The organism is Eubacteriales bacterium (assembly GCA_041390245.1).
Lineage (GTDB): Bacteria > Bacillota > Clostridia > Christensenellales > JAWKQI01 > JAWKQI01.
In genome coordinates this window covers 104,493-128,043 of the sequence record JAWKQI010000002.1, presented here as the reverse complement: position 1 = coordinate 128,043, position 23,551 = coordinate 104,493, and the positions used below count along the sequence as shown (strand labels likewise).

General features: G+C 37.2%; 25 protein-coding genes and 1 pseudogene. 23 read left to right on the top strand and 3 right to left on the bottom strand.

What is annotated here, in order from left to right; genetic code table 11:
* Positions 1–111 precede the first annotated feature (111 nt).
* The 11 genes from R2876_03705 (at position 112) to R2876_03655 (ending at position 8,663) form a co-directional block, all read left to right on the top strand.
* Positions 112–570 (top strand): GtrA family protein, encoded by a 459-nt coding sequence (locus tag R2876_03705; GenBank protein ID MEZ4357719.1) that lies wholly within the window; start codon positions 112–114, stop codon positions 568–570.
* A gap of 38 nt (positions 571–608) precedes the next feature.
* Complete coding sequence (locus tag R2876_03700) at positions 609–908, top strand: Dabb family protein (protein MEZ4357718.1); 300 nt, start codon at positions 609–611, stop codon at positions 906–908.
* A 30-nt stretch (positions 909–938) separates the two neighbouring features.
* Positions 939–1,322 carry a DUF2752 domain-containing protein gene (locus R2876_03695; GenBank protein MEZ4357717.1) on the top strand — a complete coding sequence of 128 codons (384 nt, stop codon included), beginning with the start codon at positions 939–941 and terminating at the stop codon, positions 1,320–1,322.
* 89 nt (positions 1,323–1,411) lie between these two features.
* Positions 1,412–1,750 carry a TM2 domain-containing protein gene (locus tag R2876_03690; GenBank protein ID MEZ4357716.1) on the top strand — a complete coding sequence of 113 codons (339 nt, stop codon included), beginning with the start codon at positions 1,412–1,414 and terminating at the stop codon, positions 1,748–1,750.
* Between the two features lie 184 nt (positions 1,751–1,934).
* A complete protein-coding gene (locus R2876_03685) occupies positions 1,935–3,329 on the top strand; it encodes an exopolysaccharide biosynthesis polyprenyl glycosylphosphotransferase (GenBank protein MEZ4357715.1) in 1,395 nt (464 codons plus the stop codon).
* A 24-nt stretch (positions 3,330–3,353) separates the two neighbouring features.
* Positions 3,354–4,349, top strand: coding sequence for a UDP-glucose 4-epimerase GalE (galE, locus tag R2876_03680; protein MEZ4357714.1), 996 nt, complete (start codon positions 3,354–3,356; stop codon positions 4,347–4,349).
* A 356-nt stretch (positions 4,350–4,705) separates the two neighbouring features.
* Positions 4,706–4,939, top strand: coding sequence for a FeoA domain-containing protein (locus R2876_03675; protein MEZ4357713.1), 234 nt, complete (start codon positions 4,706–4,708; stop codon positions 4,937–4,939).
* A 3-nt stretch (positions 4,940–4,942) separates the two neighbouring features.
* Positions 4,943–6,949 carry a ferrous iron transport protein B gene (gene feoB, locus R2876_03670; GenBank protein ID MEZ4357712.1) on the top strand — a complete coding sequence of 669 codons (2,007 nt, stop codon included), beginning with the start codon at positions 4,943–4,945 and terminating at the stop codon, positions 6,947–6,949.
* A gap of 70 nt (positions 6,950–7,019) precedes the next feature.
* A complete protein-coding gene (locus tag R2876_03665; GenBank protein MEZ4357711.1) occupies positions 7,020–7,391 on the top strand; it encodes a transcriptional repressor in 372 nt (123 codons plus the stop codon).
* A 59-nt stretch (positions 7,392–7,450) separates the two neighbouring features.
* The gene (locus R2876_03660) at positions 7,451–7,990 is read left to right on the top strand and encodes a rubrerythrin family protein (GenBank protein ID MEZ4357710.1); all 540 of its coding nucleotides are present in this window, start codon (positions 7,451–7,453) and stop codon (positions 7,988–7,990) included.
* Positions 7,991–8,000: 10 nt separating this feature from the next.
* Positions 8,001–8,663, top strand: a complete 663-nt coding sequence (locus R2876_03655; GenBank protein ID MEZ4357709.1) for a flavin reductase — start codon at positions 8,001–8,003, stop codon at positions 8,661–8,663.
* A gap of 136 nt (positions 8,664–8,799) precedes the next feature.
* Here the strand turns inward: R2876_03655 and R2876_03650 are convergent, their stop codons facing one another.
* The gene (locus tag R2876_03650; GenBank protein MEZ4357708.1) at positions 8,800–9,213 is read right to left on the bottom strand and encodes a hypothetical protein; all 414 of its coding nucleotides are present in this window, start codon (positions 9,211–9,213) and stop codon (positions 8,800–8,802) included.
* Positions 9,214–9,523: 310 nt separating this feature from the next.
* Between R2876_03650 and aroF the strand changes: the two genes are divergently transcribed.
* From aroF to murF, 3 genes are all read left to right on the top strand, one after another.
* Positions 9,524–10,537, top strand: a complete 1,014-nt coding sequence (gene aroF, locus R2876_03645; protein ID MEZ4357707.1) for a 3-deoxy-7-phosphoheptulonate synthase — start codon at positions 9,524–9,526, stop codon at positions 10,535–10,537.
* Positions 10,538–10,609: 72 nt separating this feature from the next.
* Positions 10,610–11,659 (top strand): D-alanine--D-alanine ligase, encoded by a 1,050-nt coding sequence (locus R2876_03640; protein MEZ4357706.1) that lies wholly within the window; start codon positions 10,610–10,612, stop codon positions 11,657–11,659.
* A 4-nt stretch (positions 11,660–11,663) separates the two neighbouring features.
* Positions 11,664–13,034: a UDP-N-acetylmuramoyl-tripeptide--D-alanyl-D-alanine ligase gene (murF, locus tag R2876_03635; protein ID MEZ4357705.1), complete on the top strand. Its 1,371-nt coding sequence runs from the start codon at positions 11,664–11,666 to the stop codon at positions 13,032–13,034.
* Positions 13,035–13,038: 4 nt separating this feature from the next.
* On the opposite strand, the gene R2876_03630 is transcribed toward murF, so the two are convergent.
* A complete protein-coding gene (locus R2876_03630; protein MEZ4357704.1) occupies positions 13,039–13,419 on the bottom strand; it encodes a DUF4363 family protein in 381 nt (126 codons plus the stop codon).
* A complete protein-coding gene (locus R2876_03625) occupies positions 13,412–14,128 on the bottom strand; it encodes a DUF421 domain-containing protein (GenBank protein MEZ4357703.1) in 717 nt (238 codons plus the stop codon). Before R2876_03625 ends, R2876_03630 begins: the two co-directional genes overlap by 8 nt.
* A 61-nt stretch (positions 14,129–14,189) precedes the next feature.
* On the opposite strand from R2876_03625, the gene R2876_03620 reads away from it, so the two are divergent.
* From R2876_03620 to purF, 9 genes and pseudogenes are all read left to right on the top strand, one after another.
* Positions 14,190–14,708, top strand: a complete 519-nt coding sequence (locus tag R2876_03620) for a cob(I)yrinic acid a,c-diamide adenosyltransferase (GenBank protein MEZ4357702.1) — start codon at positions 14,190–14,192, stop codon at positions 14,706–14,708.
* Positions 14,709–14,782: 74 nt separating this feature from the next.
* Positions 14,783–16,249, top strand: coding sequence for an IMP dehydrogenase (gene guaB, locus R2876_03615; protein MEZ4357701.1), 1,467 nt, complete (start codon positions 14,783–14,785; stop codon positions 16,247–16,249).
* 7 nt (positions 16,250–16,256) lie between these two features.
* On the top strand, positions 16,257–17,045 hold the full coding sequence (gene larE, locus R2876_03610) for an ATP-dependent sacrificial sulfur transferase LarE (protein MEZ4357700.1): 789 nt from the start codon (positions 16,257–16,259) through the stop codon (positions 17,043–17,045).
* A gap of 15 nt (positions 17,046–17,060) precedes the next feature.
* Entirely contained in the window at positions 17,061–17,816 is a 756-nt protein-coding gene (larB, locus tag R2876_03605) for a nickel pincer cofactor biosynthesis protein LarB (protein ID MEZ4357699.1), read from the top strand.
* Positions 17,813–19,078, top strand: a complete 1,266-nt coding sequence (gene larC / locus R2876_03600; GenBank protein MEZ4357698.1) for a nickel pincer cofactor biosynthesis protein LarC — start codon at positions 17,813–17,815, stop codon at positions 19,076–19,078. Before larB ends, larC begins: the two co-directional genes overlap by 4 nt.
* Positions 19,075–20,606: pseudogene (gene guaA / locus R2876_03595) on the top strand (glutamine-hydrolyzing GMP synthase). Before larC ends, guaA begins: the two are co-directional and overlap by 4 nt.
* A 272-nt stretch (positions 20,607–20,878) precedes the next feature.
* The gene (gene purE, locus R2876_03590; GenBank protein ID MEZ4357697.1) at positions 20,879–21,364 is read left to right on the top strand and encodes a 5-(carboxyamino)imidazole ribonucleotide mutase; all 486 of its coding nucleotides are present in this window, start codon (positions 20,879–20,881) and stop codon (positions 21,362–21,364) included.
* 5 nt (positions 21,365–21,369) lie between these two features.
* Positions 21,370–22,077 carry a phosphoribosylaminoimidazolesuccinocarboxamide synthase gene (locus tag R2876_03585; protein MEZ4357696.1) on the top strand — a complete coding sequence of 236 codons (708 nt, stop codon included), beginning with the start codon at positions 21,370–21,372 and terminating at the stop codon, positions 22,075–22,077.
* 65 nt (positions 22,078–22,142) lie between these two features.
* Complete coding sequence (gene purF, locus R2876_03580) at positions 22,143–23,543, top strand: amidophosphoribosyltransferase (GenBank protein MEZ4357695.1); 1,401 nt, start codon at positions 22,143–22,145, stop codon at positions 23,541–23,543.
* The last annotated feature ends 8 nt before the right edge of the window (positions 23,544–23,551 follow it).

Sequence of the window (23,551 nt, the reverse complement as noted above, 5' to 3'; positions counted from 1 at the left end):
AACCTTAAAATATATCTTTATTTTAAAGTATTTATATATATGATATTAATATTCATGATATAATACACTGTAGTAATTATAAAAATAAATATCCTTGTTAGGAATAAAGTAATGGAAAAAGAGACTAAAGTCACTCTTACTAAAAAACAAAATGCAATACAATTTATAAAATTTGCGGCATTTTCTGCTTCGGCGGGTATTGTACAGTTCTTAAGCTTTACTTTATTAACGGAACTTACCGATTTAAAATACTGGCCGTGTTATCTTATCGCACTAATATTGTCTGTAGTTTATAATTTTACTATCAACAGAAGATATACATTTAAATCTATCGCCAATTTCCCAAAGGCAATGCTTAAGGTAATTGGCTATTACTGTGTATTTACACCGTTATCTACCTGGTGGGGTGATCAGCTGACGGGTATTGGATTAAATGAATATATAGTGCTTGCAGGGACTATGCTTATAAACTTTATAACAGAATTTTTATTCTGCCGCTTTGTAGTATATAGGAAATCTATAAACACTAATAAGCTAGCCCAAAAAGAAATGAAAAAAGGATTGGTTTAAATTATAATATTTAAATAAATATTTTCAGGAGAATTAATATGGTAAGGCATATTGTAGCATGGAATTTTAAAAAAAATTTTACAAGTGAACAAAACAGGGAAAATGCGGCAAAGGCAAAGGAAAAGCTAGAAGCTTTAACAGATAAGATAGGCGAAATAGTTTCTTTAAAAGTAGATATAAATCCGCTTAAGACAAGTACCTGTGATATAGTTTTAACCAGCCTGTTTGAAAATGAGAAGACACTAGCTTCTTATATAATTCATCCGGAACATCAAAGAGTGCGAGACTTTGTCAATACTATACTGGAAAATAAGCAGTGCATAGACATCTATGAATAACCAGGTATTATTTATTAACTTGCTGTAAATATGAAAAGACATTTGGGTGAAAAGGGTACAACAAAAAAGATTATATTTAAACATATAATTATTCTATTAACTTGTACGGCATATATTTTGATAATCGATGCGCTAAACATCGGCTGCCCGTTTAGATGGGTAACGGGTATACCATGCCCGGCATGTGGTGCCATGAGAGCTTATGTATCTTTTTTCAATCTGGATTTTAAGGGCGCATTTTTACATCATCCACTTTTCTGGCTTTTACCTATACTACTGTTTATAGGTATACATAAAGACACTAAAATGCTTAAATTTTTAAGCACAAAAACAAAGCAGATAATCCTTATTTTAGGAGCAGTTTTATTTATTACCGTATATTTTATAAGGCTTTTTAATGGGTGGATTATCTAGTAAATTTTGTATTTTAATGTAAAGTTTTGTTGACAAGCAAAAAAGTTTATTATAGTGTGAGAGTATAAATATAATTAGGGGGATCCCGCATGGATAAGGAAAAAGTTGATTTTTATATTATGACAAATAACAAATATTTTCCGGAAGAAAAAATTCTTTTCTTAAGAGAAAAACTATCATGTTTAGACGATGAGAAGTTTATGCTGCTTACTTCTATGGAACTAAAAGATCCAACTACTATGCTTCTTATTTCTATATTTTTAGGGTCTCTTGGAATAGACAGATTTATGATAGGTGATACCGGTATGGGGGTTTTAAAGCTTTTAACAGCAGGAGTATGCGGGATATTAACTATTATAGATTGGTTTACTATCCAGAACCGTACGAAAGAACTTAATTTCAATAAGATAACGATGCTCATAGTATAAAAAATAATAAAAAGTTTTTAAAAAGCATTATTTAAATATAGATTTTGATAATAAAGTAATCTGTTAAATTATTGTGAATTATTATGTAAAAAAGCTGTAATATCTTGATAACATTTTTGTAAAATGATATACTTTTTTTGTTGAGAAATTTATATTTTATATATACATTTAGGAGAAGATGTCTTTGTTTAAAACAATCGTACATAGCTTTAGAAAAGCAGTATTATTTATAAACAAACTACTAATTATAGCAGTCACTTTGGCTGCTTATGTTTTTGTACTTTTTGAATACTATAATGAAGTACTTTTCTATTATAAAGGGAATTATATAATTGTATTTTTATACTTAATTATATTATTGTTATTCGCTGGATCGTACGGTTGTTTTAGAATAGGTATTTTAAGGCTGTACGAAATCGTATGTTCTTATATACTTGCTATTTTTATTACAAATCTTATAACTTATTTCGTCTTGTCATTAATTGCAAAGACTATGTTAAACCCGATTCCGTTGGGCATTCTTGCGATATTCCAATGTGTTATTTCGTGCATACTTTATTTGGCTGCAAATAAAATATATTTTAAACTATATCCTGCAAGGGACTGCATAGTTATTTATTCTGCCTCGGACAAGGACAAGGCGATAGTCAAGAAATTTAAAAGTATAAAAGAGAGATATAAGATATGCGCTATATATAAAGAAAGCGAGGAATATGAATATCTTATTAGCAAGATAGATAAACATTCCGCTGTAATATTAGGAGACATTGCAGAAGAACTTCGTGTAAAGCTTATTTCATACTGTTTTGAGAAAGACAAGAGGCTTTATATAGTACCTACAATGCAATATATTTTAATGAATAATGCTCATGAAATACAAATCAAAGATTCGCTGATTTATATGTGTAAAAACAGGGGGTTTGCACTGGAACAGCTTGCAATCAAGCGTTTTATGGACATAGCCCTTTCATTTATCGGTATAATAATTTTAAGCCCTATTATGATACTAACTATACTTGCAATCAAGCTTCAGGACGGAGGGCAGATATTTTATAAGCAAAAAAGGCTTACTAGAAATGGCAGAACCTTTACTTTAATAAAATTCAGAAGCATGATAGAAAGCGCGGAGCCTGACGGAGAAGCGCGTTTTGCAGATATAAACGATTCACGCATAACTAAAATAGGGAAGTTTATAAGGGCAACACGTATAGATGAGATACCTCAGTTATTTAATATTTTAACCGGAGATATGTCACTTGTCGGCCCAAGGCCGGAGCGGCCGGAAATTTTTGAAGAATACTGTAAAGTATTCCCACAATTCAGGTACCGGTTAAAAGTTAAGGCAGGGCTTACAGGTTATGCGCAAATTTACGGCAAGTATACCACATCTCTTGAGGATAAAGTAAAAATGGACTTGCTTTATATAGAACATTGTTCAATAATAATGGACGTACGCCTTTTGATATCCACTTTAAAAGTTGTGTTCATGAAAAAAAGTACAGAAGGGTTTTCAAAAGAAGATTTAAAGCTCGTTGGTAATGTAACTAAAAATATTAAAGTTAAAACGAAAAAGAAATAACTATACTTAAAGAGGGGAAAAGACATGATACTTGTAACCGGAGGGGCAGGCTTTATAGGTAGCCATACCTGCATTGAACTGATTTCAAGCGGATATGACATATTAATTGTAGATGATTTTTCTAACAGTAAGCCGGAAATAGTTGATAAGATTGGTTTAATTGCAGGCAAAAAAGTGCGCTGTATCCATGCCGATGCAACTGATAAGGCTATGCTTAAACGGATATTTAATGAAAATAAAATAGATGCCGTAATACATTTTGCAGGGTTTAAGGCTGTTGGAGAATCAGTTGAAAAACCTCTTTTATATTATAAAAATAATATAGATTCAACACTTGCCTTATGTGAAACTATGCAAGAATATGGCGTTAAAAAGTTTATATTTAGTTCCTCTGCAACTGTATATAGGAGCGACAATAAAATGCCTCTTGATGAGGATTCTTCGCTTGGTTGTACAAATCCCTATGGATGGACCAAGTATATGATAGAACAGATACTTAGAGATATATGCGTTTCAGATAAGGAGTGGGCTGTAGCTCTTCTTAGGTACTTTAACCCTATAGGAGCTCATAAAAGCGGGCTAATAGGTGAAGACCCAAACGGTATACCAAATAACTTAATGCCATATATTACGAGAGTAGCATCCGGAAAACTTGAAGAACTGCACGTTTTTGGAAACGATTATCCAACGCCGGATGGAACTGGTATAAGGGATTATATACATGTGGTAGACCTTGCAAAAGGCCATGTAAGTGCGCTTAATTACGTCAATAAAAATACGGGTATTGAAGCTTTTAACTTAGGAACAGGGAGAGGATATAGCGTACTTGAAGTTATAAAGGCCTTTGAAAAAGCTTCCGGCAAAAAACTAACTTATGTGATAGACGGCAGGCGAGCAGGTGATATCGCAGTATGTTTTGCCAAAACGGACAAGTCTAAAAAAATTCTTAATTGGGAAGCAAAACTTAACTTAGATGATATGTGTACAGACTCATGGAGATGGGAGTTAAATAGAAAATAAATATTTATATCAAATAAAAAGCTTTAAAACTATTGTTTAGAGCTTCTTTGTTTATAATTTTTCCTAAAAATTTCAAAAAAGGGCTTGTATTTTTTTTCAAAAAAGTGTATTGTAATTATACAAAATACTTTTCGCATTTTGTTGAATAAGTTCCCTTCTCATTACAGCCATTGCCAAAGAAGTGGCTGTAAAATCATGCGAGAAACTTAAAAAGTTTCTCGCATTTCTTTTTTTTCCTAAAAAATTAGTCCAAAGTGGGGCGTAAAGTTTTATGCCTTTACATGCTGCTTTATATGAATGTATAACCTGTTTTTAACAGCATATACATTATGTATATTGTGTTAGAAGGTGATATTTTGAGGCTTGATGAAGTTGGTGTGGGTATCCCTGTGGTGATAAAGGAAATACACGGGACAGGAGCGCTTAGAAGAAGGATATTAGATATGGGGATGACCCCGAATACACGTATAGTCATAAGCGGAGTTGCATCTGGCGGCAACCCGATCGAGATTTCTGTTAGGGGATATGAGTTAACAATGAGGCTCAAAGATGCTCAGATAATAGAAGTAGTTAAGATACATGAGGGTTAGTTTATGTTATTGGCGCTTGTAGGGAACCAAAACTGCGGAAAGACAACGCTTTTCAACAGGCTTACAGGCAGTAAACAGTACGTTGGAAATTTCCCGGGAATTACCGTTCAGAAAAAAGAAGGAAGAGTTTTAAAATTAAAAGATGCCATATTAGTAGATCTGCCGGGTATATACTCTCTTTTGCCATATACGCCTGAGGAAATTTTATGCCGGGATTTTTTATTAAACGAGCGTCCGGATGTGATAATAAATATTATCGATGCAACTAATATTGAGCGGAACCTTTATCTTACAATTCAGCTTTTAGAGCTAGATATACCTATCGTTATTGCTCTTAACATGATGGATGACATAGATGCAGCCGGAGGTAAAATAGATGCGGAATCGATTGAAAAAAAGCTTGATATTCCCATCGTACCGATTTCCGCAAAGAAAAATAAAGGTATAGATGTTTTAATTGAAAAAGTAAAGCAGTTAAGTGTATCAAGAAAAAAACCAATGCCTAAAATAATTTCCAGGGAAATTGAAGGCCTTTATAAGCAAATTGAAGAAATCATAACGAAAAATAGTATAAGGTTAAATTACCCGAAAAAATACTCAATTACAAAATTGATAGAGAAGGATACGGAATTTTTAAAACATCTGGAGATAAGAAAAGGCGTTTTAGAGCAAATAGAGGAAAAAGTTTTAGAATTAGAAAATAAAATAAAGATGGACAGGTTTTGCGCTTTAGCGGATATGAGATATAGGTTTATAGAAAAAATATGCTCTGGAAATATTTTTCTAGGAGATGTTTTAAAGGCCAAGGAGTTTTCAAAGAAGCTGGATAAAATTTTTACAAGCCGCTATTTTGCAATACCTATCTTTTTAATTATCATACTTATTATATTTTACTTTACATTTGGCGGTATAACGCAAAAATTAGGTGATATTTTAAGCGGACTTATCACTAGCATATCTGAAAAAACAGACGTATTTTTAAATAATATAGGCCTTTCTGTAATATTAAATTCTTTAATTGTAGATGGCATAATAAGCGGTATAGGCAGTGTTGTTTCTTTTCTGCCCACTATTTTGATGTTGTTTTTTCTGCTTTCTATTTTAGAAGGAAGCGGATATTTTGCTAGGATTGCATATTTTATGGATGCGCATTTTGCAAAGATAGGGCTTTCCGGAAAGTCTATAGTGCCGATGCTGCTTGGTTTTGGATGCAGTGTACCGGCGATAATGGCAACACGCACATTGATAGGGGAAAAGGATAGAAAAATTACGGTTTTTATAATACCATTTATGTCTTGCAGCGCCAAACTTCCTGTATACACTATGTTTGCTGCTGCTTTTTTTAGTAAAAACAGGATTATTGTCATGGCTTCACTGTATTTAATTGGCATATTGGTAGGGGTTTTATCTGCTAAGATATTAAGCAAGTTTTATAAAGATAAGAGTGAGTCTTCGGTATTTTTGCTTGAATTACCTCCGTATAGAATACCGACTTTAAGAACGGTGCTAACACATATGTCTGAAAAGACAAAGGATTTTTTAAAACGGGCTTTTTCTATAATACTGCTTGCTTCTATTGTTATATGGCTGTTAAAATCGTTTGATTGGAACTTTAATTTTATTTCTGACAGCCGTTTTAGTATACTTTCTTATATAGGTATTTTGCTTGTACCTGTTTTTATTCCGTTAGGGTTTGGTGATTGGAGAATATGCGCCGCGCTTTTAACGGGATTAGCTGCGAAAGAAACTGTAATAAGCACGTTGAGTATACTGCTTAACTGTACCAAAGAAACTTTATCTACGGCATTGATGGGGCTGTTTACTCCATTAAGTGCATTTTCATTTCTGGTTTTTACTTTGCTGTATTCGCCTTGCGTAGCTTCTATCGCAGTTGCGAAAAGGGAACTTGGCAGTGCATGGCTGACTTTTAAAATGATTTTATTTCAGACTTCGGTTGCATGGGGGCTCTCCTTTATCATTTATAGAATAGGGAAAATATTTTTTGCATAGCATATTGACAATGCTGTTTTTTTGAGTATAATTAAATATAATAATAATTATCATTCTTAAGGATTTTAATATGATATATTCAAAACAAAGAGAAATTATATATAACGCAATGAAAGATAACAGGAGCCATCCTACGGCGGATGAGCTTTACAATCAGCTTAAGCCTAAAAATCCGCAGCTTAGTATAGGTACTGTATACAGGAATTTGAATTTACTTGTAGAAAAAGGATTAATAGATAGGATAAAAGTTCCAAATGGGCCAGACAGGTTCGACCGTAAAGACAGCCCGCATTACCATATGATATGCAAAGTATGCGGTAAAGCTTTTGATATCCCAAAATCATATATAGAAATAAACAAAAATGCACTTAATAAAGATGATATTGCATTGGTTGAAGAGTTAAATGTAATATGTTACGGTAAATGTAGGGATTGTATTTAGTTTGCCTGCGTTAAAAACGCATTTAATAAATTAATTTTAAAAAAAGGAGAAAGAGACTTATGAAAGATTTAAAAGGAACAAAAACAGAATCAAATTTAATGGCTGCATTCGCTGGTGAATCACAAGCGAGAAACAAGTACACTTTTTATGCATCACAAGCCAAGAAAGAGGGATACAACCAAATAGCTGCTATCTTTACAGAAACTGCAGGAAATGAAAAAGAGCATGCTGAGATTTGGTATAAACTATTTACCGGTGGCATAGGAGACACGAAGCAGAACTTGGCTGATGCTGCATCAGGTGAAAATTACGAATGGTCTGATATGTATGCTACATTTGCAAAAGAAGCAAGAGAAGAAGGATTCGAACAAATCGCCGGCCTTTTTGAAAGGGTAGCTAAGATCGAAAAAATACATGAAGAGAGATATCTTAAATTGCTCCAAAACTTAAACGAAGGGAAAGTATTTGAAAGAGATGGAGTAGTGATTTGGAAATGTTCAAACTGCGGACATATACATGTTGGCAAAACCGCTCCTGAAATTTGCCCGGTATGTTCACATCCACGTGCATATTTTGAGCTAAGAGCAGAAAATTATTGAGGTAAAACACATGAATAAATCAGTTTTAAGAGACATATCTTACGGGGTTTATGCTATAGGCGTTAAAGACGAGAAAAAATTTACAGGCTGCATTGTAAATACGGTTTTTCAAATCACGAGTGAACCTATGATTATTGCGATCAGCTTGAACAAAAATAACTATACTTATGGCGTGGTCGATAAAACAAAAAGATTCGCTGTATCCATTTTGTCTGAAAAAACTGAAAGTACAGTGATTGGGCGCCTCGGGTTTTATTCGGGCAAGGATACGGATAAATTTGGTTCAGTTAAATATACGGTTAAGAGTGATCTTCCGGTAATTGATAACAACATTTGTTCGTACCTTATTTGCGAAGTTAATTCAATGCACGATATGGGGACACACGTCGTTATATTTGCCAATATAGTTGATGGAGATAAAGTTACAGATTTAACTCCTATGACTTATAAATACTACCATGAAGTAGTAAAGGGGAGTGCCCCGAAAAACGCACCTACTTATATAGAAGAAAAGCCAAAGGCAGCAGAAAATAAAAAAGCTGCAAGCGGCGTAAGGTATATATGCACTGTATGTGGATATATTTACGAAGGCGATATAACTAAAGAGCCGGACACATATAGGTGCCCCATATGCAACCAACCTAAAAGCGTATTTAAAAAGCTGGAAGATTAATTTTTGACAGAAATATTAAAAAGCATGGCGTTTGATACTGGCCATGCTTTTTAGTTTCTTTAAAGAACAAAAAAACTCTTGTTTATTTTATTTTAAAAATATAAATTGTGTACGAGTAAAAATGATTTCTTTGTTTTTATTCTTCAGGTTTATCTTCGTTCTCAAAATGTTTGGATATTCTTCCTAAGTAGTCTCTCATTGACAAGAGAATAAAATTAGCTTCAAATAATATTCTTACTACCACAGATGATACTATCATCATTAACCCTACTAAAGGTTCGATAAATAATATGATCAAGCCACCGATTAGAAATACAACTGATACTGTCATAAAAAGGACTTTTAAGATCGGTGAAATCCACAGGCTTTCAAAGTTTAAGAATTTATACAGTTTGGCCGCAAAACCCGTATATTTATTGCGGTTTTTTTCCGGTAAAAATACTATAATTAAAACAAGAGCAGCGATAAATGCACAGATGCTTAAAATAAAAAGAATAATAGGTATGGCCGCTAAAGCATTGTAATAACCATAATTATAACTATAATACATTATTTATTTTCCTCCTTTTAATACCATAATATAAACCAGAGTTCTTTGTTTTATATATATTTATTTTATTTTACATTAAAAATACTTATCTGACAAGAAATAACATAAAAAAAATTAAAAAAAAGTTAAAAGTTTAGTCATTTTTATGTTCATTTTCTGGCGATACTTGACTTTAATTAATGTGTATATTAATATATTAAAAAATATGTCTTGAGTTTTTTGAAAATACCATAAAACTGTTTAATTTATTATACAAAAGCTGGTACTTTAAAAGGAACCGGCATTTTTATTGAAGTCGGGGGGATGCATTATGATTATTATATTAAAACAGGATGCCAATGAAACCGCGAAAAAAGAACTGATAAATCAGATAGAGGCTATGGGCCTTACTATACATTATTCTCAGGGGAAACACACTTCGCTTTTAGGCCTTATCGGCGATACATCTGTAGTTGATATCGAAAGTATACTTGCAAAAGATATAGTCGCAGATGTAAAGAGAATACAAGAACCTTATAAAAATGCAAATCGGAAATTTCATCCGAGGGATACTATCGTCGATGTAAACGGAATAAAGATAGGCGGCGGGAATTTTCAAGTGATTGCAGGGCCTTGCTCTGTTGAAAGTGACGAGCAGATCTCTAGTATAGCAAAAGACGTACTTGGGTCTGGCGCTACTTTGCTTCGGGGTGGCGCTTTTAAACCGAGGACTTCTCCTTATTCTTTTCAGGGTATGGGAGCTAAAGGGCTTGACATGTTACAGGAAGCGAAAAAGCTAACAGGGCTCCCTGTTGTTACGGAAATAATGGATGCATCGCACATATCTCTTTTTGAGGGCGTTGATGTTTTGCAGGTCGGCGCACGCAATATGCAGAATTTTGAACTTTTGAAGCAGTTAGGGAGCATAAAAAAGCCTATTCTTTTAAAAAGGGGGCTTGCTAACACAATAGAGGAGCTCCTTATGAGCGCGGAATATATAATGGCTTCGGGAAACGAAAATATAATATTGTGTGAGCGTGGAATCAGAACGTTTGAGACGGCATATAGAAATACTCTTGATATATCTGCGATACCTATGTTAAAGGAAAAGACGCATCTGCCGGTCATAATAGACCCAAGCCATGCTGCCGGGATACCATGGATGGTGGAACCTCTGTCACTTGCTGCTATTGCCGCCGGAGCAGACGGGCTTATAATAGAGGTACACAATGATCCGTCGCACGCGAAATCTGATGGGCAGCAGGCGCTTTCTCCAGCACAGTTTGATGTTATAATGAAAAAGTTAAAAAGCACGGCTGAATTTTTCGGCAAAAAGGTAGGATAATATTTTATCCTGTTTACATATGATTTTTATGGGGTTTTAAATACAAATTTATAGTAAAGGAAGTTGACATAATTGAATGTTGTTGTATTGGCGGGTGGATTAAGTACAGAACGGGATGTTTCTATATCAAGCGGAAGCCTGATATGTGCTGCTTTGAAAAGGGCGGGGCATAACGCTATTTTAGTTGATGTTTTTTTAGGAACGGAGAATCTTAACAGCAGTATAGAAGATGTTTTTAAAAGGGGAGATGAGCTTTTAAAAACGGATATCGGCACAGAGGTTCCGGATATTGAAACAATAAAAGCAACAAGGGGCGAAAGCATATTCGGGGATATCGGCACTAACGTAATTGAGTTATGTAAAGCTGCTGACATCGTATATATGGGGCTGCACGGCGAGAACGGCGAAAACGGAAGGCTGCAGGCATTATTTGATGTTATCAAGGTAAAATATACGGGCACAGGCTATCTTGGCAGTGCGCTGGCCATGAACAAAGCGCTAACAAAGCAACTTCTTTTAGCTAACGGCGTGCTTACGGCTGCGGGTATCGTCATAACCAATAAGGATAAGGACAGCATCAGCATTATAGGCGGTATAAAGATGCCGTGTATCATAAAGCCTTGTTCCGGAGGGTCCAGCATCGGAATATCTATAGCTAGGAATAAAGATGAGCTTAATAGGGCTATTGATGAAGCATTTAAATACGAAAACGAAGTGCTTATAGAGGAGTATATAGAAGGCAGGGAGTTTTCAGTTGGCATTTTGGGAGATAAAGTACTTCCTATAATCGAGATAATACCAAACGAAGGTTTTTATGATTATTCGCATAAATATCAAAAGGGATGGACAAAGGAAGTCTGCCCTGCCGATTTAGATGATGTGACAGCTAAAAACATGCAGGATGCCGCATGCAAGGTTAATAAGGTCTTAAAATTAGAAGTTTATTCTAGGATAGATTTTATACTTGATAAGGATAATAACATATACTGCCTCGAGGCAAATACCTTGCCTGGCATGACACCGACCAGCCTTCTTCCGCAGGAGGCATTGAATATTGGCATTTCATACGAAGAATTATGCGAAGAAATAATTAAGTTATCTCTTTTGAAAAACCAGGAGTAAGATATTGCTTAAATTTAAATTGAAAGAAGCTTTAAAAGCTGTTAATGGAAAGTATTACGGAAATTTAAAATACTTAGAGTCTGATATTTTGGGTGTCAGTATAGACAGCCGTGAAATAAAAAAAGGCTTTTTGTTCATACCCATAAAGGGAGAGCGCTTTAACGGACACGACTTTATAGCTTCGGCATATGAAAACGGAGCTTTATGCTGCTTTTCTGAGAAAGTCCTGAATACAGATAAACCGTATATCTTAGTTGAGTCGGCACTAAATGCGTTTCAGGACCTAGCAGAGTTTTACCGCAGCTTATTTTCAATAAAAGTAGTTGGTATAACCGGAAGCGTAGGGAAGACTACGACAAAAGAGCTTGTAGCTTGTGTGCTTAGCAAAAAGTATAACGTGTTAAAAAGCAAGGGCAATTTTAATAACCAGATAGGTGTGCCGTTAACGATTTTTCGATTGGAAAAAGAACATGAGGTAGCGGTAATTGAGATGGGGACTAACCACTTTGGCGAAATAAGGAATCTTGCCAAGATGGCAAGGCCGGATATCTGCATATTTACAAATATTGGGGAGTCACATCTTGAGTACCTAGGTACTAAAGAAGGCGTTTTAAAAGCTAAATCCGAAATGCTCGATTATATGAGAGAAGACGGTACGATAATCATAAATGGCGATGATAATTTGCTACCGACACTTAAAGGCAAAGGGCTTGACATTATTTCATTCGGCAAAAAACAAAGCAATTTTATATATGCAAGAGGGCTGCGGAATATAGGGCTTTTAGGCTTAAGCGCTATAATAGGCTCCAAAGGCAAGGTTTTAACTGATATATTTATACCATCTCCAGGTGAGCATATGCTTTATAATGCCCTGGCGGCATTTTCAGCCGGTGTAGCACTTAATCTGAGCATAGAGCAGATAAAAGCCGGGATAAAGGACTTCATTCCGACGGGAAATAGAATGAATATAATAAACTTAGGCAAGATAATCATATTAAATGACTGTTATAATGCAAACCCTGCTTCGATGAAGGCGGCACTAGACGTTTTGGCAACGGCTAAAGGAAGAAAAGTATGTATTTTAGGCGACATGCTTGAACTTGGAGATAACAGCAAAGCATACCATTTTGAAATAGGCCAATATGCCTGCGAAAAAAATATGGATATAATAATAGCGGTAGGTGAGCTTTCCAAAAATATATACGATGGAGCGGTTTTCAACTGCAAAGGAAAAACATTTTATTTTGAGAGCCAGAACGAGCTGCTAAAAAATATTAACAAGTATATTGCCGTGGGCGACGTTATTTTGATAAAGGCATCTAGGGGAATGAAATTAGAAAACACATTCAATAAATTAAGGGAACTTTATAATTAGGATTTTACAAGATATTTTCTAAAGCGATATTATCTATATATTCGATATGCCCGAATAAGAAGGTTAATACCTGGGCCTCGGATAAAAACATAGATTTTTCTTCGCTTTCCAGGTAAGATGCAGCCAGCCTTAAAGACCTCTCGATATTGTCGATTTCAGTATGTTCTATCAAAGCTTCTAAAGTTTTTTCGGATTTTTCCCATTGTTCGTTTATTAACTCCATTTTTTCTTTCGCCGAGTCAAAATCATCTGCGTTTACATACATTATTGCCTCTTTGCAATAAGAAAGGAACACATCGCTTGTATTTTTTATGTAGACGTGTTGTAAAACCGCAAATGTTATTGTCCCAAGAAAAAGGGCAATTATCAAGATCTTTTTAAACATTGCTTCTGTCTGCCTTCACTGTCATGGTCTTTTTAACTCCGTCTTTTGTCTGCAGGTAAAGTTCATTAATTTCGTTTACAGTTGCATAAAAAACGTCTGAAACATCACTTATTCCATGCCTCTTGATTTCATTGACAAGCAAATCTTCAGATAGGTTAACAGCATCTAGGTTTTTTTTGTGCACTTTCCCATCTAGAATCACTGCATAATAAAAGCCTTTGTTTTGCGGTTTTAAATTTATATCTTTTGGAGTTAACGGTGATTTATCCGGGCGCAGAATAACACTCAGCTTGCCGTTGGTCTCAAGTATGGCATAGTAAATGTCATTTATATCTACAACTTCTTTTGAACGCACTTCTTCTAAGACGTCATTTATATCCATGCTGTTTTTCTTAAGCTCTTTTTTATTTAGCATACCTTTATTTATGATAAAAGATGGCTTTCCTGAAAAAAATGCCCGTGCTTTTTCGCTTTTCATACATAAAAAAGTCAAAAGGGAATGCATAGAAAGAAGCACTATAGTAGGAATTACGCCGTAAGTTATGGGAATACCAGAATTAGCAAGCGGGGTGGCCACCATGTCTGCTATTATAATGGATATGACAAATTCAAACGGCTGGAGCTCGCCCATCTGCCTTTTTCCCATTAACCGCATAGATAAAATTACAAATAAATAAAGTATCGTTGATTTTATAATTACATTTAGCATATTTTTCTCCCTTATAGTATAATGAAACAAAAATAAAGCTTTTATGTGCGGAGAAAATCGTATGGAAAAAAATGTTGTTCATGCATATATCGGTTGCGGAAAAGGAAAGACCACTGCTGCATTCGGCCTTGCGTTACGTGCGCTCGGGCATGGCGAAAAGGTATCTATTCATCAGTTTTTGAAACAATTTATAAGCGGAGAAGCACTTTTTTTAAGAGGCCATGCAGATATATTTTGTTATGGTATAAGCGGATTTTATTTTTCTATGACAGACGCTGAAAAACAGCTTTTAAAGGAAAAGACTCTTAACGGTTTTAAAGCAGCAGCTAAAGACTTAAAAAGCGGGGAATATTTCCTTATTGTATTAGATGAAGTTTTAGGTGCAATAGAAATTGGATTAATCGAAGTTTCAGATTTAATAAAAGCACTTGAAAATACCAATAATAATACGAATGTAGTAATTACAGGCAGGGTTTTGCCAAAAGAATTATACGAAAAATTGGATTTGATTACTGAGATGAAAAACGTAAAACATTACTACAAAAAAGGGATAAAATCAAAGCGTGGAATAGAATATTAAGTGTTGTAAAATGGATTAAAAAGTTGTATCATAGATTAAATATAAGTTTTTAATTGAGGAAAGGATGGTTTTATATGAAAATGGATGCTTTGCCCGAAAGCTTAACATTTGACGACGTATTATTGGTTCCGCAACCAAGCTCGGTAATTCCGACAGAGACTGTCTTAAAAACCGCACTTGCAAGAGATATTGTTTTAAACATTCCGATGGCAAGCGCAGCAATGGACACGGTAACAGACAGCAGGCTGGCTATTGCAATTGCGCGCGAAGGTGGAATAGGAATAATTCATAAGAATATGAGTATAGAGGATCAAGCTAGCGACGTGGACCGCGTTAAACGGTCTGAACATGGCGTCATAACGGATCCTTTTTCTTTAAGCCCGGAACATTTGGTGAAAGAGGCCAATGAATTGATGGCAAAATACCGTATCTCCGGCGTTCCAATAACAGAAGGAAACGGAAAATTAGTAGGTATTTTGACTAACCGTGACCTCAGATTTGAAACGGATTTTTCTAAGAAAATAAAAGAAGTAATGACTTCTGAAAATCTAGTTACAGCTCCAATGGGGACGACTTTAGCCCAAGCTCAGGAGATACTTAGAAAACATAAGATAGAAAAACTTCCGTTGACAGATTCGAAAGGATATTTAAAAGGCTTAATTACTATAAAGGACATAGAAAAGACAATACAATATCCCAATTCCGCTAAGGACAAAAACGGCAGGTTATTGGTTGGTGCCGCTGTAAGCACTTCTGAAAATACACTTGAGAGAGTAGAAACACTTTATAAGTCAAAAGTAGATGTTATTGCCGTTGATACGGCGCACGGGCATTCGATAAACGTAATAAATACGGTAAAAGCAATACATGCGGAATTTCCGGACTTGCCTATAATTGCTGGGAATGTCGCTACTGCATCTGCTGTTGCAGATTTGGTAAAAGCCGGGGCAGATTGCATCAAAGTAGGTATAGGACCTGGTTCTATTTGCACAACGCGTGTTGTAGCTGGTATAGGTGTACCGCAGTTTTCAGCAATATGCGAATGCGCAGCCGAGGCGGCTAAATACGGTGTGCCTATAATCGCAGACGGCGGAATAAAATATTCTGGAGATATAACCAAGGCTTTGGCCGGCGGAGCATCTGTAGTCATGATAGGCAGCTTGTTTGCAGGAGTAGAAGAAAGCCCCGGAGAAACGGAGATATACCAAGGAAGAAGTTTTAAGGTTTATCGTGGAATGGGGTCTGTCGGAGCTATGAAGCAGGGCTCTAAAGACAGGTATTTCCAGGAAGGGCAAAACGATCCTGAAAAGCTTGTACCTGAAGGCGTTGAAGGGCGTGTGCCGTATAAAGGGACTCTTTCAGATACTATATATCAGTTAATAGGCGGGTTGCGTTCCGGCATGGGATATTGCGGTGCGAAGACTATAGCAGAACTGCAGGAAAAGGCTAAATTTGTAAGAATAACAAGCGCAGGGCTGCAGGAAAACCATCCTCATGATATTTACATAACAAAAGAAGCGCCTAACTATACAGTTCGGTAAAGTACTAATGAATAAATACCTTAAACTTATAGAGTTTATAAAGAAATATAAAAACTGCGGCGTTATGTTTTCCGGCGGGACAGACAGCTTCTTTTTACTGAGCGCAGCTATAGACGCTATCGGAAAAGACAATGTAACTGCGATAACGTTAAAAACGCCATTTGTTTCTAAAAGCGAGATTGAAACGGCAGTTTCAGGAGCCAAGATGCTAAATGCCAAGCACATAATCATTGGTTTTGATATACTTAACGATGATAATGTAGTAGTAAATGATACTGAGCGCTGTTATTACTGCAAAAAAGCAATTCTAGGCTATGCCATTTCAAAGCTTGATGAATTAAAATTGGAAGTGTTGTTTGACGGTACCAATAAGTCAGATGAAGGGGATTACCGCCCAGGCATGAAGGCACTTTTTGAATTTGGCGTTATAAGCCCTCTTAAGCAGGTGGGATTTGAAAAATCTGAGATAATGGATGAGCTTAAGTCAAGAGGGTTTAAAAAGATGGCACGTAGCGCCGATGCATGTCTTGCCACAAGAATTAAAACCGGGCAAAAGATAACCAAAGAAAAGCTGAATAAAATAGAAAAAGCTGAAGAGTATATAAAATCTTTCGGCGTTAAGTTAGTTCGCGTAAGAACGATAGACGATAATGCAGTAATAGAGCTTTTAAAAGAAGATATAGAAAATTTTAAAAAAGAACATTTAGGTGAAGCTTTAATAAAGTTAAAGAAGATTGGATATAAAAATGTCTCTTTATCCAAAGAAGGATATAAACGGGGAAGTATGCAATCTTAAGTAGGAGTTTTTGATATGATAGACGAAATACTTAAAAATTTTCAGGAAGGTAAAACAAATTTTGACGAGGCTAAATGCCAGCTGGAAAATTTATTATATAAGGATTTGGGATTTGCAAAAATAGATAATTTAAGGCAGAGAAACAAAGGCTTTGCCGAAGTCATATACTGCAAAAGCAAGACAATAGACCAAATATCATGTATTGTACGTGCGATGAACGAAAACGGTACAAAAAATATTCTGCTATCCCGCATAAGCAAGGAAGCAGCAGATGAAATAAAGAAGATAGATCCTGACGCTGAGTATTCTGAAATTGCCAATATGATGGTCTGCTTTAAGGAAAAGCAGGAAACTTCAGGGGGCAAAATTTTAGTAGTATGTGCAGGAACGTCTGACCTCCCTGTGGCAGAGGAGGCAGTGATAACTGCTCAGGCTATGGGAAACGAAGTAGAACGGCTCTACGATGTAGGAGTTGCCGGAATACATAGATTGCTTAAAAATACGCCTAAGTTACGAGAGGCAATGGTAATAATAGCAGTAGCTGGAATGGAAGGTGCACTTCCAAGTGTTATAGGAGGGCTTACGAATAGGCCTATTATCGCAGTACCGACAAGCGTAGGTTACGGCGCTAATTTCGGAGGGTTGTCCGCTCTGTTAACTATGCTTAACAGCTGCGCAAGCGGCATTTCAGTAGTTAACATCGACAATGGTTTCGGAGCGGGATACCAAGCATCTTTGATTAATAATTTGTTGAAGGAGAAAAACTTATGAGAGCATTATTTTTTGACTGTTTTTCAGGAATAAGCGGAGATATGACACTGGGCGCGCTGCTAGATGTATCTGGGGCGAAGGAAGATTTTTTAAAGGAGATGGACAAGCTAAGTATTCGAGATGAATTTGAGCTTGATATAAAAAAGGCCGTAAAAAAAGGAATTTCCGGCACATCTGTAGAGGTCATAGTAAAACCGCATGGCCATGATCATGACCACCATCATCATGAAGAGAATCATAACCACGAAGAACATAATCATGAGCACCATCATGAAGAGGACAAACATGAAGAACACCACCACAGAGGGCTCAGCGATATAAATAAGATAATCGAAGAGTCTGACCTTGAGATCATAGTAAAACAAATAGCAAAAAGCATATTTAAAACGTTGGCTGAAGCCGAAGCGAAAGTCCACGGGACTACTGTTGAAGAGATACATTTTCATGAAGTCGGCGCCGTCGATTCTATCGTCGATATCGTCGGTACTGCTGTATTGCTAAATATCATAAAACCAGAAATGATAATTTGTTCGCCAATTAATACTGGCTCCGGCACTGTTAAGTGCGCTCACGGCATAATGCCAGTCCCGGCACCTGCGACTGCTGAGATACTGCAAGGGCTAAAGTACTATGCAAAGGGCGAAGGGGAAAGGACCACTCCTACAGGCGCTTCTATATTAAAGACTTTTGCATATTGTGCAATGGATCTTCCTTCTATAATTGCGGATAGTATCGGTTACGGTATCGGCAAAAGCGATTTTGAAGAAATGCCAAATGTACTCCGCGTATTTATGGGCGAAGTAGATAACGATGCGGTTGCGGATAAAGCTGCCGTTATCGAAGCTAATATAGACGATATGACCCCTGAAGCTTTAGGCGCATGCATAAATGAATTTATGGAGCAAGGGGCACTAGACGTATATTTTACGCCTATTTATATGAAGAAATCCCGCCCTGCTTATAAACTAAGCCTCATTTGTACTACTAATTTAAAAGATAAATTCGAAACTTTGATACTTAAAAATACAACGACTTTGGGCGTTCGTTCAATTATTATGGACAGAAAAGTTTTAACGCGTGAAGTTATATCACAGGAAACACCTTACGGAGACGTAAGGATAAAGAAGGCGTCTGGATTCGGAATCGAAAGGTTTAAGCCAGAATATGAAGACGTAGTTAGGGTTGCTAAAGAATACGAATTGCCTTATGACGAGGCCGTATGCAATATCATGAAGGTAATAGACTACGAGGTAGAGGAATAATGCACGAAACTGTTTTAGTTTTGGATTTTGGCGGGCAGTATAACCAGCTTATTGCGAGACGTGTCCGCGAACATAACGTATACTGTGAGATACTGCCTTATAATGCAAGCTTTGAGCGTATCAGCAAATATAATCCAAAGGGAATCATATTTACGGGCGGGCCTAGCAGCGTCTATGCTGAAAACGCACCTAAATGCGATGAGAAGATTTTTTCTATGGGCGTGCCGATACTTGGCATCTGCTATGGCGGGCAGCTTTTATCCATTGCTCTTGGCGGGGATGTCAAAAAAGCAAAAAACCGTGAATATGGCCGCACACAGATAACTTACAGCGATTCTGCGCTTTTTAAAGGCATTCCGCAAAATTCTTTTTGCTGGATGAGCCATACAGATCATATAGAGGCGTTGCCAGGAGGTTTTGAAGTTATAGCTAAAACCGCAAACTGCCCTATAGCCGCATTTGCAGATGCTTCAAAAAAAATATACGGCGTTCAGTTCCATCCGGAAGTTATGCATACGGACTGCGGAAGTATGATAATCAAAAACTTTTTATATAATGTCTGCAATGTTTCAGGTGACTGGACCATTTCCAAGTTTATAGAAACCTCTGTTGCAAAGATAAAAGATATAACCAAAGGCCAGCGTGTATTATTAGCGCTTTCCGGCGGGGTAGATTCTTCTGTCGCAGCGGTTTTACTTAACCGTGCTGTCGGTAAAAATTTGACTTGTATATTCGTCGACCACGGCCTGCTTAGAAAAGATGAAGGAGACGAGGTTGAGTGCGTATTTAAAAACGAGTACGATATGAATTTAATACGCGTAAATGCAAAAGGCAGGTTTTTAAACTCACTAAAGGGAGTTACGGAACCTGAGAAAAAGAGAAAGATAATAGGCGAGGAGTTTATCCGCGTCTTTGAAGAAGAGGCAAAAAAGATAGGCGGGACAGACTTTTGGCTCAAGGCACTATCTATCCTGACGTAATAGAATCCGGGTTCGGGCATGCGGCTACCATAAAGAGCCACCACAATGTCGGCGGGCTGCCGGACCACGTCGATTTCAAAGAAATAATAGAGCCTTTAAGGGAACTTTTCAAAGACGAAGTAAGGGCTTTAGGCGATGCGCTTGATATGCCAAAACACATGGTATACCGCCAGCCTTTCCCAGGGCCGGGGCTTGCCATCAGGATTATCGGCGATATAACAGAAGAAAAACTGGATATTTTAAAAGAGGCGGATTTTATTTACAGGGAAGAACTGGAAAAGGAATCTTTAAACGATACTATATGGCAGTACTTTGCGGTGCTGACAGGTATGAGAAGCGTAGGTGTAATGGGGGATGAGCGTACATATGATTATATGCTAGCCCTTCGTGCAGTGACCAGCACAGACGGGATGACTGCAGACTGGGCGCGGATACCATATGATATCCTTGAAAAGATATCCAACCGCATAGTTAACGAAGTACCGCATATCAACAGGATAGTATATGACATCACGAGCAAGCCGCCTGCAACGATAGAGTGGGAATGAGCGCCGCCTTAAAGGCGGAAGAAGCGAACGGAACACTCACTGAACATGAGGGGAATGCGAATGATAATGAAGCATGAGCCCATAGTGAAGTGCCGCTCTGGAAGAGTGGGAGTAATCCGAACGTTAAAACCGCATAATAGGCATAAAGTTCTAAATGTAACGAACTTTATGCCTATTATTTTTCATTTTTATGGGCAATTTCGTTGACAATAAATATCAACTTTAATAAACTTAATATGTAAAAAGAGAATGCTTGATAAGGAGATTTTGTTATGAAAGTTGCTGTAATCATGGGTTCTAAAAGTGATTTCCCTGTGCTTGAAAAAACGATAAATGTTTTAAAGGAGTTTGGTGTTGAGGTTATTGCAAAGGTTATGTCAGCACACAGGACGCCTGATGAAGCGCATGATTTTTCCAAAAATGCTTATGCTAACGGAATAGAAGTTATAATAGCCGCGGCAGGCAAGGCAGCGCATTTAGCTGGCGTTATGGCAGCATATACTACATTGCCGGTAATTGGATTGCCTATAAAATCCTCAACTATGGACGGGTTGGATTCGCTTTTATCAACGGTACAGATGCCGGAGGGGATACCCGTTGCCACAGTTGCTATAAACGGCGGAGAAAATGCCGGAGTTCTAGCACTTCAGATATTGTCTTTAAAGTATACTGAGCTTGTTCCAAAGCTTAAAGAATATAAAAAAGATTTAGCTAAAAAAGTTCACATTCAGGACAAAGAAATACAGGAGGTAATATAAGGGGTATGAAAAAACTGGAGCAAATTTACGAAGGTAAAGCAAAAAAAGTTTTTAAAACAGACGATGAGGGGCTTTTTATCGTAGACTATAAAGACGACGCAACGGCCTTTAATGGTGTTAAAAAAGGCACCATCGTAGGCAAAGGAGTTATAAACAACAAAGTATCCAACCATCTGTTTAAACTGCTTGAGAAAAATGGGATACCTACACATTATGTTGAGGAGCTTTCCGATAGGGAGACGCTAGTCAAAAAAGTTGAAATAGTCCCTGTAGAAGTCATTGTTAGAAATATCGCAGCCGGAAGCTTGGCCCAGCGTATCGGATATCCGGAAGGAACTAAACTTAAGAGCACTGTTTTAGAGTACTGCTATAAAAGCGACGAACTCGGCGACCCGATGATAAATGATTACCATATAGCAGCAATGGGCATTGCGACCAAAGAAGAGATGGATACCATAGCTAAATATTCGCTTAAGGTAAACGAAGTATTAAGTAAATATTTAGATGACCTTGGAATAGAACTTATAGATTTTAAACTTGAATTTGGCAGAAATAACGGAAAAATAATCTTAGCCGATGAGATATCTCCGGACACATGCCGTTTCTGGGACAAAAAAACGGGAGAAAAACTGGATAAAGACAGATTCAGGCGTGATTTAGGAAAAGTTGAAGAAGCTTATCAGGAAATATTACATAGGTTAATGGGAGCATAAATAAAATGAAACGTTGTAAAAATTCATCATTGTGTTATGAGAGGATTAAACCAGCGTTTGACAGTATGAATGAAGAATGCGGGGTATTTGGCGTTTTTAAGGCAGACGATTGTATGGACCCGGCAGAAGCTACATACTTTGGATTATATGCTTTGCAGCACAGAGGCCAGGAAAGCGCGGGAATAGCCGTTACTAAAGCGGGGCAGCCTATTTCCCATTATAAAAACATGGGGCTTGTAAACGAGGTTTTCAGGGGCGACCTGCATGGGCTTAACGGTGCGGACATTGCAATCGGGCATGTCAGGTACTCTACGTGCGGAAAAAGCAGTATTTTAAACGCTCAGCCGCTGGTAATAGGTTTTCGCGACGGGAGCCTGGCGCTGGCACATAACGGTAATCTTGTAAACGCGGCTAATTTAAGAAGCGAACTGGAAAAAGACGGAGCCATTTTCCAAACGACAATGGACACAGAGATAATAGCAAGTATCATCGCCAGAAACAGCAGCAACGGAATTATAAATGCAATAGAGAAAACTATGGAAAAAATCCGTGGTTCCTACGCGCTTGTCATTATGACTGAGGACAAGCTTATAGGCGTAAGGGACCCTCTTGGCATACGTCCGCTTTGCTTGGGAAAGATGGATAACAGCTATATGATCGCATCTGAATCCTGCGCATTTGATTCTATAGACGCGGAGTTCATAAGGGATATACACCCTGGTGAGATGGTCGTAATAGACAAAACCGGGCTTCATTCTAAGATGATGGCAGCAAGGCTGGATTCTGCGCTTTGCATATTTGAATATGTCTACTTTGCACGCCCGGATTCCGACATAGACGGTATCAATGTATACCAGGCAAGGGAAAACGCGGGCGCACTTTTGGCGGCTGCTTATCCGGTAGAAGCGGATGTCGTCGCCGGTGTTCCGGACTCTGCAACAACTGCGGCGCTTGGATATGCAAAACAGTCTGGGATACCGTATAAAGATGTGTTTGCGAAAAACAGGTATGTAGGAAGGACTTTTATTCAGCCGGAACAGTTTTTGCGCGAGAGAAGCGTTAAAATAAAATTAAACGTACTTAAAAAGAACGTGCGTGGCAAAAGAGTCGTTTTAATAGACGATTCTATAGTCCGCGGAACTACAAGCAAAAAGATAGTTCAGATGCTCCGGCTGGCAGGAGCAAAAGAAGTTCATATGCGCATAAGTTCTCCTCCGATAAAATTCCCATGTTATTTTGGCATAGATACATCTTATTGTGATCAATTAATAGGCGCGCAGCATGACGTTAGGGAAATAAGAAAGATAATAGGGGCAGATTCGCTTTACTACCTAAGCATTGAAGACTTGCTTAAATCGGTAGAAGGATCCTCACTAAACCTTTGCGTCGGCTGTTTTAACGGCAATTATCCGATAGACGTGGAAGACTGCAAATTCAGAGAGGATAAATTTGCACTAGAAAAATGATTAGGAGC

Excerpts from the sequence above, each read along its gene's own strand:
- feoB (MEZ4357712.1), top strand. The coding sequence starts at position 4,943 with ATGTTATTGGCGCTTGTAGGGAACCAAAACTGCGGAAAGACAACGCTT.
- aroF (MEZ4357707.1), top strand. The coding sequence starts at position 9,524 with ATGATTATTATATTAAAACAGGATGCCAATGAAACCGCGAAAAAAGAA.
- R2876_03625 (MEZ4357703.1), bottom strand. The coding sequence starts at position 14,128 with ATGCTAAATGTAATTATAAAATCAACGATACTTTATTTATTTGTAATT.
- R2876_03700 (MEZ4357718.1), top strand. The coding sequence starts at position 609 with ATGGTAAGGCATATTGTAGCATGGAATTTTAAAAAAAATTTTACAAGT.
- purF (MEZ4357695.1), top strand. The coding sequence starts at position 22,143 with ATGAATGAAGAATGCGGGGTATTTGGCGTTTTTAAGGCAGACGATTGT.
- R2876_03705 (MEZ4357719.1), top strand. The coding sequence starts at position 112 with ATGGAAAAAGAGACTAAAGTCACTCTTACTAAAAAACAAAATGCAATA.
- R2876_03585 (MEZ4357696.1), top strand. The coding sequence starts at position 21,370 with ATGAAAAAACTGGAGCAAATTTACGAAGGTAAAGCAAAAAAAGTTTTT.
- larE (MEZ4357700.1), top strand. The coding sequence starts at position 16,257 with ATGAATAAATACCTTAAACTTATAGAGTTTATAAAGAAATATAAAAAC.
- R2876_03620 (MEZ4357702.1), top strand. The coding sequence starts at position 14,190 with ATGGAAAAAAATGTTGTTCATGCATATATCGGTTGCGGAAAAGGAAAG.
- R2876_03655 (MEZ4357709.1), top strand. The coding sequence starts at position 8,001 with ATGAATAAATCAGTTTTAAGAGACATATCTTACGGGGTTTATGCTATA.
- R2876_03650 (MEZ4357708.1), bottom strand. The coding sequence starts at position 9,213 with ATGTATTATAGTTATAATTATGGTTATTACAATGCTTTAGCGGCCATA.
- larB (MEZ4357699.1), top strand. The coding sequence starts at position 17,061 with ATGATAGACGAAATACTTAAAAATTTTCAGGAAGGTAAAACAAATTTT.
- R2876_03630 (MEZ4357704.1), bottom strand. The coding sequence starts at position 13,419 with ATGTTTAAAAAGATCTTGATAATTGCCCTTTTTCTTGGGACAATAACA.
- purE (MEZ4357697.1), top strand. The coding sequence starts at position 20,879 with ATGAAAGTTGCTGTAATCATGGGTTCTAAAAGTGATTTCCCTGTGCTT.
- guaB (MEZ4357701.1), top strand. The coding sequence starts at position 14,783 with ATGAAAATGGATGCTTTGCCCGAAAGCTTAACATTTGACGACGTATTA.
- R2876_03665 (MEZ4357711.1), top strand. The coding sequence starts at position 7,020 with ATGATATATTCAAAACAAAGAGAAATTATATATAACGCAATGAAAGAT.
- larC (MEZ4357698.1), top strand. The coding sequence starts at position 17,813 with ATGAGAGCATTATTTTTTGACTGTTTTTCAGGAATAAGCGGAGATATG.
- R2876_03695 (MEZ4357717.1), top strand. The coding sequence starts at position 939 with ATGAAAAGACATTTGGGTGAAAAGGGTACAACAAAAAAGATTATATTT.
- R2876_03660 (MEZ4357710.1), top strand. The coding sequence starts at position 7,451 with ATGAAAGATTTAAAAGGAACAAAAACAGAATCAAATTTAATGGCTGCA.
- R2876_03690 (MEZ4357716.1), top strand. The coding sequence starts at position 1,412 with ATGGATAAGGAAAAAGTTGATTTTTATATTATGACAAATAACAAATAT.
- galE (MEZ4357714.1), top strand. The coding sequence starts at position 3,354 with ATGATACTTGTAACCGGAGGGGCAGGCTTTATAGGTAGCCATACCTGC.